The following is a 14908-nucleotide window of genomic DNA, read 5'->3' as shown; positions in this document are numbered from 1 at the left end:
AATTACCGATTTCTGTCCCACTCTCTTTTTTACTTGATGTCGTCTGTTGCTACATCCGTTCCGAACCACTTCTTAGAAATCTTTTGGAATTGGCCCTTTTGATAGAGTTTTACGAAGGCTTCATCAATTTTTTTCTTCAAAGTTTTATCCGCCTTGCGCACTCCTACCGCAAAGGATTCTGTCTCAAACCCGACAGGAAAGACATTGTAGTCTTTTAAAATTCCTTCCGTCTGCAGATAATAGTTGGCATAGACACGGTCGATTAAGAGGCCATCGATCCGATCATTCTGAAGATCGATCAGCGCCTCGTTGAAACTCTGGTATTGGGTAGCCTTTTGATTTTTGATCTTATTTTTCAAGATTTTAGGATTGGCTTCAAAATCCATATAGCCAGACGATCCGGTCTGGGCATCTAATCGTTTCTCTTTGATATTTATAAAAAAAATAGCCTTTCGGCTATTCTTCTACTTTTATAAATCCAAATTTATTGAGAGGATAGAGACGTAGATTCACGACTCCTTCGATCTGATTTTTATGGATATAACCAAACTCACGACTATCTTCTGTATCTCCACGGTTATCATTTAAGACTAGATAAGTATCCGATGGTACACGACCAGCCTTGGTCCCTTTTAACTCTGATAAGAAGAAATCATCCGTATAATACCCATTACTCGTTGGAGCCGCTAGGTGTTTGTTCAGCATTTTATTCAGGTAAGGTTCTGGTGTTGCCTGTCCATTCAAATAGAGGACGTCATCTACGTAGCTGACTTCGTCGTTTTCTTTGGCAATGACACGTCCAAGGTATTCTTTTCCACCGACCTTGTATAAGACCAAATCACTGCGATCTACCTGAGCATTTCTAGTCGCTACCACAAGATCTCCAGTTTTCACAGAAGCATTGGCCATTTTATCATTGATACTAAATGGATGAAATACAAAGATTCGAAGCAAAATCAGTGCCAAAACCAGTACACCGACAATGATGACATTTCTAATTAAATCTCTCCTTGGCATGTATGTCTCCCTTCCTTTTTATTTATTATACCATGTTTTTGATCTTTAAAAAAGAGAAAGTAAGCATTAGTTAGAATTCTTGTCAACACACACCAGAAGAAAAAGAAAAACCTCGCGGTCGATCCTTTCGGACCAACCAGCAAGGCTTTAAGATCAAATTGTCTATTAACGTACTGTACGGATACGCATTGTGTTTGTACGAACAGCTTCTCCAACTGGTACACCAGCAACGATAACGATATCATCACCAGATTTAACAAGACCAGCTTCAACTGCTTTACGTTCAGCAATTTCGAACATATCATCAGTTGATGAAGGAGCATCTGTCAACATTGGGATAACACCCCAGTTCAACATCAATCCACGTTCAGTCAATTCGTCAAATGTCAATGCCAAGATATCAGCATCTGGACGGTATTTAGAGATCAAACGTGCAGTGTGACCTGTCTTAGTCAATGTTACAACCAATTTGATATCCATTGAGTTTGTAGCATCTTTAACAGCTGAAGCCATAACTTCTGTCTTAGAGTTACGTTCGAATGAAGCTGGGTTCAAACGACCATATTCTTTCAAAAGTGTTTGAGCGTTCATGTCGATTTTCGCCATTGTAGCTACAGATTCAAGTGGGTATTTACCGTTTGCAGATTCACCTGAAAGCATTGTAGCATCAGTACCATCGATAACAGCATTGAAGACGTCAGATACTTCAGAACGAGTTGCACGTGGTTTTTCAGTCATTGTTTCAAGCATGTTTGTTGCAGTGATAACAACTTTACCAGCAGCATTTACTTTAGAAGTAATCATTTTTTGGTAAACTGGAACCATTTCGAATGGTACTTCGATACCCATGTCACCACGAGCGATCATGATACCATCAGTAACTTCGATGATTTCATCCAAGTTTTCGATACCTTGTTGGTTTTCGATTTTCGCAAACAATTGAACGTGGCTGTTACCAGTTTCTTCACAGATAGCACGAACTTCTTGAACGTCTTTTGCAGTACGTACGAATGAGATCGCGATGAAGTTGATACCTTGTTCCAAACCGAAGCGGATATCGTCGTTATCGCGTTCAGCAAGTGCTGGGAAAGGAATCTTAGTGTTAGGGATGTTTACACCTTTTTGTTTAGCGATGATACCATCGTTTTCAACTTCAACAACAAATTCACGTTTTGCAGCGTCTTTTTCTACAACGCGAAGACCCAATTTACCATCATCAACCAATACTTGGTGTCCAACTTCAACGTCATCAAAGATGTCAAGCGCACCAGCAACGTTCAAAGCAATCACTTCACGAGTTGATTTAATACCTTGTTTTGTAGCAACGCGGATACGTTCACCAGTCTTGTATGAATATTCTTTAGCTTCGCCTTCGAACAATTCAGTACGGATTTCAGGACCTTTTGTATCAAGAAGGTAACCAACTTTTTTACCAGCGATTTCTTCTGCACGTTTAACAGTCGCCATACGTTCACCTTGTTCTTGGTGGTCACCGTGTGAGAAGTTGAAACGGAAAGTGTTAGCACCAGCTTCGATCAATTTAGCAATGTTTTGTGCTGAAGCTTCAACGTCAAGTTTTTCAGCCCAGTATCCATCTTCACCGAATTTTTTACCACCACGGATTTCTACCGCAGGACCTAAAGTTGCAACGATTTTTACACGTTTGTTCATGATATATATGACTCCTTTTTAAATATATCTGTCTTTTTAAGACAAGGTTAACGAATTTATGAAATAAAATTAGATTGAAGACAAGCTACGGTTCAACTCGGCAAGACCAAGATCAGCTTTATGTGGATTGTTTACCACAATCTTACCATCTTCTGTCAAGCTAAAGAGGGCTCCTTCTTCTGCTTTACCAAGGATTGGGTTTTCAACCATTTTTTCATTACGGATACCAACGGCTACACCACCGATTCCTTGTTTCAACAATTTAACAGCGTGTGCTCCCATACGTGAAGCAAGAACACGGTCACGCGCAGTAGGTGAACCACCACGTTGGATGTGGCCAAGCTCAGTCACACGAAGGTCACTTTCATCACCAGCTTCTTTCAACGCTTTACCAAATTCATCTGCAGACATCACACCTTCAGCCAAGATGATGATGTTGTGGGTACGACCTTTTGCGTAACCTTCTTTGATGCTCTCAACAACATCTTCGATCTTGAATCCTTCTTCAGGGATGATGATTTCATCTGCACCAGATGCAATCCCTGCCCAAAGAGCGATATCTCCAGCGTTACGTCCCATCACTTCGATAACGAAAGTACGGTGGTGACTAGATGAAGTATCACGGATCTTATCGATCGCGTCCATTGCAGTTGTGACTGCCGTATCAAAACCAATTGTAAAGTCAGTTCCTACGATATCGTTATCGATCGTACCAGGAAGACCCACAGCTGGGAATCCAAGCTCAGTCAAGCGCATCGCACCATGGTAAGAACCATCTCCACCAATAACGACAACACCTTCGATCCCGTGTTTCTTCAATTGCTCGATCCCTTTTAATTGACCTTCGCGTTGTGCGAATTCAGGGTAACGAGCTGAATGAAGGAAGGTACCACCACGGGAAATAATATCTCCAACAGATGAGGCGTCAAGGGGCTGAATTTTACCAGCAACCATTCCCGCATATCCATCATAGATACCGAAAACTTCCATTCCTTCTGAAATTGCTTGACGAACAACTGCACGGATGGCAGCATTCATACCAGGGGCATCTCCACCACTAGTTAAAACAGCAATACGTTTCATTTCGTTGTTTGCTCCTTTTTTTCTTTTACATTCTACGTAATTATAACACAAAGAAGACTAAAATTCTCGTATTTTTCGCAGTTTTTACCGATAAATCGTTTTCATAACGAGATTCTTTAATTCATCTTCCAATTCTTTGTTTTTCTGGACGGTATAGCCCTTCAATTGAAGAGTTTTTTTCTCGTCTTCATAGCGTAATATCACAGGATATGGGCCCGGATATTTTTTCAAGATAGAAAGAATCGTTTTATCCTGACGATGATCGAGCAACTGGATCCAGAACTTTTCATTGGTTGCCAGTTGCGCCTCTGCTAGAATCATCTGCAAGCGCCCATCACGCTCTTGTATCTTCCCTGTCAAGTAATAAAAGCCACCTTCTTTTATCAAGGAGGAAAATCGATTGTAGGTTTCAGGGAAAAGGGTCACATCCAATTTTTTCTTGGTATCACTGACTTGTAAGAAAGCCATGAGATCACCTGACTTGGTTCGAATGGTTCGAATGCTTTGTACCTCAATGAGAATGCGTGCCTGCTCTCCTTGTATGAGTTGAGAAATTGGTTGGATCTCATAGGGACTCGTTTGCCCAATCGCAACCAATGGGTGGGTACTGAGACCGACGCCAATAATGGCCTCTTCCTTCTCATATTTTTCAGCCTGGCTAAAGTCTTCCGCTTCTGTCCAGGAATAGTTAGAATCTGCAAATAAACTACCTAACTCATCGGCAAAGACAAACAAATTCGGCAAATTGTGAAGTACCTTGCGTCTATTCTTCTCAAAGATATCAAACAACCCTAGTTCTACTAAAGGCGTTAACAGAGGTAATTTATGATACTGATTGGGGAGTCGTAAAATAAAATCTTCGACACTTTCAAAGGGACGATTATCAATGATCCAATACGCTAAATCTCTCGGGAATCCCTTGATATTTTTCATTCCCAAGTAGATTTTTCGATCCTGGAACTTATCTCTGTAAGGGATGGTATTGATGGATAATGGCGCGACTTTAAAATCAAACTGGAGAGCATCTGTCAGATAATCGCTGCTCGAATAATTGAGCATGACATCAAAGAAAACATCTGGATAATGGACCTTGAAATAGGCCATCTGAAAGGCCAAGGCAGAATAGGCATAGGCATGGGAACGGTTAAACCCATAGCCTGCGAATTTTTCCATGATCGCAAAGACCTCTTTGGCTTTTTCTTCCGTATGCCCAAGTTTAAGAGCACCTGAGACAAAATCGTCTTCCATCTGATGCATTTCAGCTGCATTTTTTTTGCCCATAGCCCGACGTAAAATATCGGCTTTCCCTAGACTAAAGCCTGCAAAACGCTGGGCAACCTGCATCACCTGCTCTTGGTAGAGCATGATCCCATAAGTGGGCCTTAAGATTTCTTCAATCGCTGGATCTAAAATCTCAACTTTTTCTCGACCGTGCTTTCTTTTGACGAAATTATCAATGTAATCACTAGCTCCTGGACGATTGAGAGAGGTGGTCGCTACCACTTCTTCGAAATGATTGGGTCTCACTCGTCTCAAGAGGCGAATGGCTCCAGCCTGTTCAAATTGGAAAATCCCCTTGGTATCCCCAGCAGCAAATAAGGCTAAGGTTTCTGGATCTTCTAAATCAATGGCTTCAATCACGATCTCTTCTTGGTACTTTTCATAGACGGCTTCCTTCATTTTTTGAACAAAGGTTAAGTTTCGCAGACCCAAAAAGTCCATCTTCAATAGACCATTGGCTTCAACCGCATGAGCATCGTACTGGGTGACAAACATGTCTTCTCCATACTTGAGAGGAATGTGATCCGTCAAATCCTGGTCACTCATCACAACACCCGCCGCATGGATCGAGGTCTGTCTAGGTTGGCCCTCAATTCTTTTGGCAATTTCAAAGCCACGTTCAAATTCTGCTCGACTATGAATCACTTGTCGAAAAGCTAGATTCTGTTCATACGCAGTTGTCAGTGTATCCCTAAAGCCAATACGCTTGGTAATGGAGGTTAATTCGTACTCTGGTACCCCAAAACGTTTAAAAACATCTCGAATGGCTTGTTTGGCCCCAAAGGTTGAAAAGGTCACGATCTGAGCCGCATGGTAACTCCCATAACGGTCTCTCACATAACGGATAAATTCTGGACGATAGATATCAGGAATATCAATATCAATATCCGGCATGGTATAGCGCTCCACATTTAAAAAGCGTTCAAAGAGGAGGTTCTTCTCCACTGGATCAATCCCTGTAATCTCCAGGGCATAAGCTACCAGTGAGCCGACAGCAGACCCACGTCCCATTCCCATATAATAGCCTTGACTCCGTCCGAAACGAAGAAGATCCCATACAATCAAGAAATAATCATCAAAGCCCATTTGGTGAATAATGTCTAATTCATGCTCCAAACGTTCTTGATAGACCGGACTAGTCAAGTTCTTTCGAAGAAGACCGGCTTGGGCTAATTCTCTCAATTCCGCAACAGCTGGTTTCTGAGGATTGAAGCGAGGCAATTTCAACTGAGTATCAATATCGTATTGAATCCCTTGGACTAGTTTTTCCAGATTTGTGATGGCTTGAGGAAATCGCTCTGTAAAATCACTCTTTAAATCCTGAGGAGTTTTTAGGACTGTTGTAGGGTCAATCGGTCCTGTTTCTGTCAAGCTTTGATTGTCCTTGATGGCTGCCAGCATCTGCATGGCTTCCACATCTTCCACCTCAAAGAAACGCACAGTATGAAGAGGGAGCACAGGGTGGCTAAACTCTTGGACCGGCGTATCCGCAAAAACTCCGATGAAGTAATCTAGACCAAGCGGCAAGTCTACACTAGCAAAAGGAGCTGGGACAATAACTGCTACGCCTTCTGTTAGGTGCTTCACATCCTCCCAATTGCTCTTCCCCATCATTTTGACGGTCGACATCTTCATCAGATTCTGGTAGCCCTTCGTTGACAGAGCGATCATCCGAAACGGAATTGTTTCATTGTCTACCTCTAGTCCAATTTCTAAACCGACCAAGGGGCTGAGCTTGTGGGCCTGACAGGCTTCGATAAATTCATAAGCACCATATAAATTATCTATATCCATGATTCCCAATGCGCCATACCCCATGCTTTTAGCCACTTGGACATAGTCTTTTATAGTCACAAGGCTTTCCATAAAGGTATAGACTGATTTGGTATCTAGCTGTGCAATCACTTTTTCTCCTCCCTCACTTGTCTATTTTTGGGACTCTTTATTGTACAAAAAAACACCACTGCTACACAATGATGTCTCAACAACGGAAGACATGGGATTCGAACCCACGCACGCTTTTACACGCCTACCGCGTTTCCAACACGGCCTCTTAAGCCTCTTGAGTAATCTTCCATGAATAAAAATATGGAGCCGGTGGGAGTCGAACCCACGTCCAAACACCTGCCAGCATATTTGTCTACAACCATAGGTTATGTCTTAGTTTAACAGCTACATGACACATAACTCAAGCCCTGTACCTGCGAGTCTATCAATCTCTTATCTAACTCCTAGACCAAGCTAGATCGTATCTCGCTATAATTAAGACCTGTCATCAAACACGAGCGATTCGAATCGGGTCACGCATGCTGGTGTTTAGGCAGCTAAAGCGTAAGAATTATTATTTTTTGCAGTTATATTTAACTGGCGTTTTACATCCGCTAGATGAGTTGCAAAATATGCCTCATAATGCCTGTCGAATCCGTAACGACCCCAAAACGAATACAATTAGTATATCAAAATGTAGCCAAAAATGCAAAAGAAAAAAATTGAACAAGAAGGCTTCCACCGGGAAGCTCCTTGTTCAATTAACTGTTCTTATTGAAGATTCAACTTGTACTTGCTGATATAGTGAATCGTAAAGTACATAGAAACAATCTTGATGACTTCATAGATAAGACCTGGGATGAAGTTAGGTCCAAATTCATCAATATTTCCATAAACCAATGCAGACCCAACAGCATATGAATCTTTTAATGGATTGACTGCTGTACCGATGATACTTAACACAAGGCACAAGAGAAAGAAAAACAGAATAGCCTTCAATCCACGACGATTTTGGAAGAGTTGGCCAAGTGCGATCGATACATAAAATAGGAAGATCCCTGAAGCTGTGGTAAAAATCCACCAAACGATAATCCAATAAGCAATTGAATGACTAAAAGCCTCAGCGATAATACTAAATACAGGAGAGAGGTCTTGTCCAATGACAGCGCCCATCACAAGTATTGTGATAAAACCACTCAAAAATAGAAGGAATAGGCAGTAAAGACTCGCTACTAAAGCTCCCACAAATTTAGATAAAATGATCGCATGCGGGCTAGCTGGAAGGGTCCAGGTCAAGTAACCTTCGCGTCCGTATAAGTTGGAATAGAAACGACGGATAATAATATAGTAGTTACTAAGATAAAGACCAATGACTCCTCCAAAAATGAGAATCCCAAGAGTCCCCGTTATGATTTGCATACTATTGGTTTCCATATTCACAAAACCGTTTGTAGCACTTCCACCAATAACACCTGTAATCACTGACAAACCTAGTGCGATCAGGGTGATCAATAAATACCACTTAGCTGTCGATTTAAATTCATATTTTAATAATTTACCAAACATGGGTTCCTCCTAATAAACACGGAATTGATCACGGAAGATCTCATCGATTGATTTTCCGTGTTGATTGCGCATAACAGTCGTATTTTCATGCAAGAGGATTCTTCCTTGGTTGATGAAAATGGCCTCATCCAAAACTTGCTCAATATCCGCAATCAAGTGAGTAGAAATCAAGACAGAAGAGTTTGGACGTCTGTTTTGAATAATGGTCCGCAAAATATAATCACGCGCTGCTGGGTCAACCCCACCGATTGGTTCATCAAGAACATACAAGTCAGCTTCACGGCTCATCACCAAAATCAATTGCACTTTTTCCTTGTTCCCTTTTGAAAGGCTGTTCAATTTTTGATTTGGCTGCAAATGCAAATCGTTGAGCAATTGGTAAGCTCGTTGGACATTAAAATCTGCATAAAAATCTTGGAAATAGTTAATAGCATCAATAATTTTCATATTTTCATTCAGATAAGTTGTATCTGGCAAATAGGAAACCACTTTTTTAGAAGCTGGGGATGGTAATTGCCCATGAATATAGATATTTCCAAGGCTTGGTTGCAACAAACCATTAATCAATTTAATGATGGTTGTTTTCCCACTACCATTGGGACCCAAAAGGCCAATAATACGGCCAGGTTGGATGTTCAAACTAACATCCATGAGAGCAACTTCATGCCCATAATTCTTTGTCACATGGTCCAAGTAGACCAAAGGATACTGATTCATGTAAATCTCCTTTATTTTCTATTTATGCTATTATACCCTGTCCCCTTGATGATTGCAACTTTATCTGAAAATTTGCTAAGAATTTGTAAATACTTGTTCAAAAAAATAGGGATAAATAAATCAGAGGTTAGGGAAACCCCAACCTCTGATTTATTTTGATGCATAGAATGTTTAACTAATTCCAAGTGCGATCCGTGCATAACGGCTCATCTTTTCAACCGTCCAAGCAGGGTACCAGACCAACTTCACATCCACAGATGTCACTTCTTCTACTTCTGCTAAAACATCATGAATCTGATCTGTCAGAAGGTCCGCTAATGGACATCCCATGGTCGTTAGAGTCATATCAATGATGGTTGCTCCAGTTTCACCGTCAAAATGGATCTCGTAGACAAGACCTAAATTGACAATATCAATCCCAAGCTCAGGATCGATTACCTCTTCCAAAGCATTTAAAATTTTATTTTTAATTTCTTCAATTTGCTCAGTTGTATATGCCATATGACTTCCTTTTTCTGCTATTTACTCTCGATAGAATTTCTTGGCTCGGGTTAAAAAGGTCCCCCGGACCTGGGTCGCTTTTACATTTCTAGGCGACCGTTAAAAAGGTCCCCCGGACCTTCCTCGCTTCCGAATTTCTTGGCTCGGGTTAAAAAGATCCGCAGGATCTGGGTCGCTTCTTCATTTCTAGGCGACCGTTAAAAATGTCCCCCGGACCTAGGTCGCTTCTTCATTTCTTGGCGACCGTTAAAAATGTCCCCCGGACATTTTTAATCCTCAATAAAATCACGCAATGGTTTGCTTCTGCTTGGGTGGCGGAGTTTGCGGAGGGCTTTGGCTTCGATCTGACGGATCCGTTCACGGGTCACATTGAAGACTTTCCCCACATCTTCCAAGGTCCGCATTTTTCCATCATCCAGACCAAAACGAAGACGCAAAACATTTTCTTCCCGGTCTGTCAGGGTATCGAGGACTTCATCCAATTGTTCACGTAGAACCACACGAGTGGTGTAGTCTACTGGATTTTCAATCACTTCGTCTTCGATGAAATCTCCCAAATGGCTATCGTCTTCTTCTCCGATTGGCGTTTCCAAAGAAACAGGCTCTTGAGCAATCTTCAAGATTTCACGCACCTTGTCTGGTGTCATATCCATACGTTCAGCGATTTGTTCAGGTGTTGGATCTTGTCCCAATTCTTGCAAGAGATTGCGTTGCTCACGAACCAACTTGTTAATGGTTTCCACCATGTGAACAGGAATCCGAATGGTACGCGCTTGGTCTGCAATGGCACGAGTGATGGCCTGACGGATCCACCAAGTAGCATAAGTAGAGAACTTGAACCCTTTGGTATAGTCAAACTTATCAACCGCCTTCATCAAGCCCATGTTTCCTTCTTGGATCAAATCCAAAAATTGCATCCCACGACCAACGTAACGTTTCGCAATGGATACAACCAAACGAAGGTTGGCTTCTGCTAGACGTTGCTTAGCTTCCAAGTCACCTTGTTCCACCAAGATAGCCAATTCTTGTTCTTCTTCATTGGTCAAAAGAGGAACAACCCCAATTTCTTTCAAGTACATCCGTACCGGGTCATTGACCTTAGCAGAGTTGCTTCCAAGCAATTCCTCATCTGACAACTCTGGCTCTTCCTCATTGTTCAACACACGCGCACTTGGGTTGCCGTCTTTATCAGTGATCGAAATCCCTGCATCTTGAATGCGTTGCAAAAGATCTTCAATCCCATCTGCATCTAGCGTGAATGGAATAACCAATTGGTCATTAATTTCATCATCTGTTGCAGTTCCGCTTTTCTTGTGGCTGCGAATAAATTCTGCAATTTGAACGTCCAATGTTGTAATATCTTTTTGTTCTTTAGCCATTCTTACTCCATTCTTCTTTTTTGAGCGATTAAACGCTCGAGTTCCAATAAAGCCTTTTCCGCATCCCCTATTGAGGAAGCTTCCTTCACTTTATTTCCAATTTGTTGACTTTCTTTGCGAAGAAGCTCACGATTCCGTGTCGCTTCTACTTCTTCTAACTCACCATCTGCTATCTCATCTGGTAAATCTTCTTCTAACATGCGGTACCAGGCGTGCTGGACCCCTTCAGGCTGCTCGGATAGATCCTGAGAGGTGACTTCTCCATTTTGACAGAGCAATTGATACAAGATCTGTAACTCCGGCGTGTCGAAGGTAAAATCAGGTCGCAAACGGTAATCATTGAGGACCATTGGAAAATCCTTCATCCTACTTAATAAATGATTTTCCGCCTTGATCAAGCGCGTCATCCCACGATTCGGCAGGAGCTCCACTGAAAAATTCGACGTTTTTGATCGTCCACCTTCTTGCGCTTCTTGCCGTTGATGCAAGCGACTATTATTGACAATCTGCTCAATCTGCAAGTAATCAAAGTCCGGCAATAAATCGGCCAACTTATAAATATAGGTGTTTTGCGCTGTAATAGAACGCGTCTGAGCGATCATCGGTGCCAACTTTTCGACAAACTCAATTTGCGCTTGCAAGTTCTCAATATACTGGGGTTTCCAGTAGTGCATCAAGAATTCAACCTTACTGATCCGAGAATTCTTCAAGAGGGTAGCTAGATCTTCTGGGGACGTCTTTTTGAGGTACTCATCAGGGTCCATCTGATCTGGGATACGGACGATCTCCAACTCCAGATCCTGCAAGACATCCAAGGCCTTAGCTGTTGCTTCAAGCCCTGCCTTATCTCCATCATAGGTCAAGATGACCTTTTTAGTAAAATGAGACAGGTGCTGGACATGCTCTGGTGTCAAGGCTGTCCCCATAGAGGCGACTGCATTTTCTATCCCAGCTCGATAAGCTGCAATGACATCCATAAAGCCTTCCATGATATACATTTCATGTTTCTTTTTGGCGCTCGTTTTGGCTTGATCCAAATGATAGAGTTCATAACTTTTATTAAATAGACGGGTACTACGACTATTCTTGTACTTGGCTTGATGACTACCATCCTCCGTCATTTTCCACAGCCTACCAGAAAAGGCAATGACCCGTCCACTATCATCCGTCAGGGGAAACATGATCCGATCCTGAAAGGCATCAAAAACCGTTCCAGCATCTGAGATTGTAAACAAACCTGAATCGGTAATGACTTTCTCAGAGAATTTCTCAGAGAGATTTCGATAGAGATAATTTCCTTCTGCAGGTGCTAAGCCCAATTGAAAATGTCGGATCACCTCATCCGTCAGACCCCGTTCATGCAGATAGTTTCGCGCTTCTTCCCCCATCTTGGTCGTCATCAAAATCGCCTGATAAAACTTACTAGCTTCCTGATGAATCTCATAAAGTTCTTGGTTTGGATTGACAGACGCTGGTTGGGCCGGCCTTGCCTGGTACTGAAGCGCAATGCCAGCCTTGTCTGCTACGATCTGGACCGCATCCATAAAGGCGACTCCACGGTAGTCTTCAATAAACTTAAAAACATCTCCAGAGCGACCACATCCGAAACAATGGTAAAACTGCTTGTCTTCAACGACATTAAAGGAAGGAGTCTTTTCACCATGAAAAGGACATAGGCCTAAAAAGTTACGGCCAGCCTTGGTCAAAGAAACAACTTCTCCAATAACTTCAACAATGTTTACACTGTTTTTAATTTCTGCAATTAGCTCTTTATCAACCATAAACAGTGCCTCCATTTTACCATAGATTATCACTTTATATTTTATACTAAAAGTTAGTAAAAGTAAATTTTTTCCTACCGATTTCACACATAAAAGAAAAGATTTTCAACCTTTATCACTAATTTTAAAAAATGAGGCATATTCCTTGTCAGTCGAATATTTTTCCGTTATACTATCATAGTAAAAAATTATTATGAAAGGACATATTTAGGATATGTTAAAAGATTTGAAAGCTTTTCTCCTTCGTGGGAATATTGTTGACCTTGCTGTAGCAGTCGTTATCGGAGCTGCATTTGGAGCTATCGTAACATCACTTGTTAACGATATCATCACTCCACTTATTTTGAAACCAGCTATGAAAGCTGCTGGTGTTGATAAGATTGCTAATTTGTCATGGAACGGTGTTGCATACGGTAGCTTCTTGAGCGCTGTGATCAACTTCCTTGTTGTTGGTACTGTTCTTTTCTTCGTAGTGAAAGCTGCTGAAAAAGCTCAAAACCTTGGTAAAAAAGAAGAAGCTGTCGAAGAAGAAGCTCCTGCTCCTACTCAAGAAGAGTTGCTTACTGAAATCCGCGACTTGCTTGCAAACAAATAATCAGATAAAAAGATCCGATCTTCTAGTTAGAAGGTCGGCTTTTTTTCTTCAATTTTTCTAGAGAAACAAAAAACAGACCGAAGTCTGTTCTTGTATTCAATTAGAATTTTTTACGTTTACGAGCTGCTTCTGATTTACGTTTACGTTTTACAGAAGGTTTTTCATAGAATTCACGTTTGCGTGTTTCTTGAAGAGTACCAGCTTTAGTAACCGCGCGTTTGAAACGACGAAGAGCATCGTCAAGAGATTCATTCTTACGTACTACTGTTTTTGACATGTTTTTCACTCCCTTCAAGCCTAAAATCTTAATCATTTTATCACACTTTAAAGGTGCTGTCAAGATCTTTTAAAACTTTTCTAACCTTCCTAACCTTCATGCCATTTCTTTTTTCCGACTTTTTCATTCTTCCTATTTTATGATACAATGGAAACAAAGAAAACCCTGAAGGAGATACCATGTCAGAAATTTATGATATTACGATTGTTGGGGGCGGACCAGTTGGTCTGTTTGCTGCTTTTTATGGCAATATGCGCCAAGTTAAAGTCAAACTGATTGATTCCTTACCTCAACTTGGAGGGCAACCAGCCATTCTCTATCCAGAAAAAAGTATCCTCGATGTACCCGGATTTACCAATTTAACAGGTGAAGAATTGAGCAACCGCTTGATCGAGCAAGTCAAACGATTCGATACACCGATCTTCCTCAATGAAACTGTAGAGGATATTCAAAAAGAGGGCGACCTCTTCACTATCACTACTTCTCGCCAAGTGCATCAGTCTAAAGCCGTCATCATTGCCATGGGTGGCGGTGCCTTTAAACCACGTGCTCTTGATATCGAGGGGGCTGAAGACTTTGATAACGTCCACTACCACGTATCAAATATCCAACAATATGAAGGACAGCAGGTGACCGTCCTTGGTGGGGGGGACTCTGCTGTGGACTGGGCTCTTGCTTTTGACAAGATTGCTCCAACTACAATCGTTCACCGTCGGGACAACTTCCGTGCCTTGGAACATAGCGTAGAAGAGCTCAAACAATCTTCTGTCAGCATCAAAACACCATTTGTTCCTAGCCGCTTGATTGGCGAAAATGGTCATGCCACTCATCTTGAAATCACAAAAGTTAAATCCGATGAAACCGAACTTATCCCGATTGATCACTTATTTGTCAACTATGGCTTTAAATCTTCTATCGGAAACTTGAAAGAATGGGGTGTAGAATTGCAACGCCATAAAATCAAGGTGAACCAAAAACAAGAAACCAGCCTTCCTGGAATTTATGCCTGTGGAGACTGCTGCTTCTACGAAGGAAAGATTGATCTCATCGCTACAGGTCTTGGGGAAGCTCCAACAGCCGTAAACAATGCCATCAACTACATCTATCCAGATAAGAAAGTCCAACCAACGCACTCAACTAGTTTATAATAAAAAAGGCCTTTGGCCTTTTTTAAATTGAAGTCAAACTATTTTAAGTTAATCGATTCTGCAAAGAAGTAAAAATGAGTTCCTATTTTTAGTATGAATCAAGAAAATACAAAAACTTTCCGCTG

Annotated in this window: 12 protein-coding genes, 1 tRNA gene, 1 other RNA gene and 1 pseudogene; 2 read left to right on the top strand and 13 right to left on the bottom strand. The window is 41.5% G+C overall.

From position 1 onward, the window contains the following. Positions 1-29 precede the first annotated feature (29 nt). The 12 genes and pseudogenes from HMPREF2686_RS09635 to dnaG all read right to left on the bottom strand — a co-directional run. Positions 30-428 (bottom strand): annotated as a pseudogene (locus HMPREF2686_RS09635) (transporter substrate-binding domain-containing protein); the annotation flags it as partial. Between the two features lie 28 nt (positions 429-456). Continuing rightward, on the bottom strand, positions 457-1017 hold the full coding sequence (lepB, locus tag HMPREF2686_RS09630; RefSeq protein ID WP_003006560.1) for a signal peptidase I: 561 nt from the start codon (positions 1015-1017) through the stop codon (positions 457-459). Positions 1018-1182: 165 nt separating this feature from the next. Further along, the gene (gene pyk / locus HMPREF2686_RS09625) at positions 1183-2688 is read right to left on the bottom strand and encodes a pyruvate kinase (protein ID WP_013903352.1); all 1506 of its coding nucleotides are present in this window, start codon (positions 2686-2688) and stop codon (positions 1183-1185) included. A gap of 69 nt (positions 2689-2757) precedes the next feature. Continuing rightward, entirely contained in the window at positions 2758-3771 is a 1014-nt protein-coding gene (gene pfkA, locus HMPREF2686_RS09620) for a 6-phosphofructokinase (RefSeq protein ID WP_021152956.1), read from the bottom strand. An 84-nt stretch (positions 3772-3855) separates the two neighbouring features. Continuing rightward, positions 3856-6957 carry a DNA polymerase III subunit alpha gene (locus HMPREF2686_RS09615; protein ID WP_070450514.1) on the bottom strand — a complete coding sequence of 1034 codons (3102 nt, stop codon included), beginning with the start codon at positions 6955-6957 and terminating at the stop codon, positions 3856-3858. Positions 6958-7040: 83 nt separating this feature from the next. Continuing rightward, a tRNA-Ser gene (locus HMPREF2686_RS09610) sits at positions 7041-7128 on the bottom strand. Between the two features lie 10 nt (positions 7129-7138). Continuing rightward, positions 7139-7487: a transfer-messenger RNA gene (ssrA, locus tag HMPREF2686_RS09605) on the bottom strand. 103 nt (positions 7488-7590) lie between these two features. Next, the gene (locus HMPREF2686_RS09600) at positions 7591-8385 is read right to left on the bottom strand and encodes a hypothetical protein (RefSeq protein ID WP_049506670.1); all 795 of its coding nucleotides are present in this window, start codon (positions 8383-8385) and stop codon (positions 7591-7593) included. A 9-nt stretch (positions 8386-8394) separates the two neighbouring features. Further along, positions 8395-9102 (bottom strand): ABC transporter ATP-binding protein, encoded by a 708-nt coding sequence (locus tag HMPREF2686_RS09595; protein ID WP_024054676.1) that lies wholly within the window; start codon positions 9100-9102, stop codon positions 8395-8397. A gap of 171 nt (positions 9103-9273) precedes the next feature. Beyond that, a complete protein-coding gene (locus HMPREF2686_RS09590) occupies positions 9274-9603 on the bottom strand; it encodes a metal-sulfur cluster assembly factor (protein WP_004220168.1) in 330 nt (109 codons plus the stop codon). Between the two features lie 269 nt (positions 9604-9872). After that, complete coding sequence (gene rpoD / locus HMPREF2686_RS09585; protein ID WP_003003251.1) at positions 9873-10982, bottom strand: RNA polymerase sigma factor RpoD; 1110 nt, start codon at positions 10980-10982, stop codon at positions 9873-9875. A 2-nt stretch (positions 10983-10984) separates the two neighbouring features. Then, positions 10985-12763 carry a DNA primase gene (gene dnaG, locus HMPREF2686_RS09580; RefSeq protein WP_049506669.1) on the bottom strand — a complete coding sequence of 593 codons (1779 nt, stop codon included), beginning with the start codon at positions 12761-12763 and terminating at the stop codon, positions 10985-10987. 214 nt (positions 12764-12977) lie between these two features. On the opposite strand from dnaG, the gene mscL reads away from it, so the two are divergent. Continuing rightward, the gene (gene mscL / locus HMPREF2686_RS09575) at positions 12978-13358 is read left to right on the top strand and encodes a large conductance mechanosensitive channel protein MscL (protein WP_021152922.1); all 381 of its coding nucleotides are present in this window, start codon (positions 12978-12980) and stop codon (positions 13356-13358) included. 100 nt (positions 13359-13458) lie between these two features. Here the strand turns inward: mscL and rpsU are convergent, their stop codons facing one another. Continuing rightward, positions 13459-13635: a 30S ribosomal protein S21 gene (gene rpsU, locus HMPREF2686_RS09570; protein ID WP_000048054.1), complete on the bottom strand. Its 177-nt coding sequence runs from the start codon at positions 13633-13635 to the stop codon at positions 13459-13461. A 179-nt stretch (positions 13636-13814) separates the two neighbouring features. On the opposite strand from rpsU, the gene HMPREF2686_RS09565 reads away from it, so the two are divergent. Next, the gene (locus tag HMPREF2686_RS09565) at positions 13815-14783 is read left to right on the top strand and encodes an NAD(P)/FAD-dependent oxidoreductase (RefSeq protein ID WP_024055510.1); all 969 of its coding nucleotides are present in this window, start codon (positions 13815-13817) and stop codon (positions 14781-14783) included. The last annotated feature ends 125 nt before the right edge of the window (positions 14784-14908 follow it).

It is taken from the genome of Streptococcus sp. HMSC057G03, assembly GCF_001808745.1.
In the GTDB taxonomy this organism is placed as follows: domain Bacteria; phylum Bacillota; class Bacilli; order Lactobacillales; family Streptococcaceae; genus Streptococcus; species Streptococcus parasanguinis_Z.
Note: the sequence above shows the minus strand (reverse complement) of the source record. Positions and strands in the feature narration are given on the sequence as shown.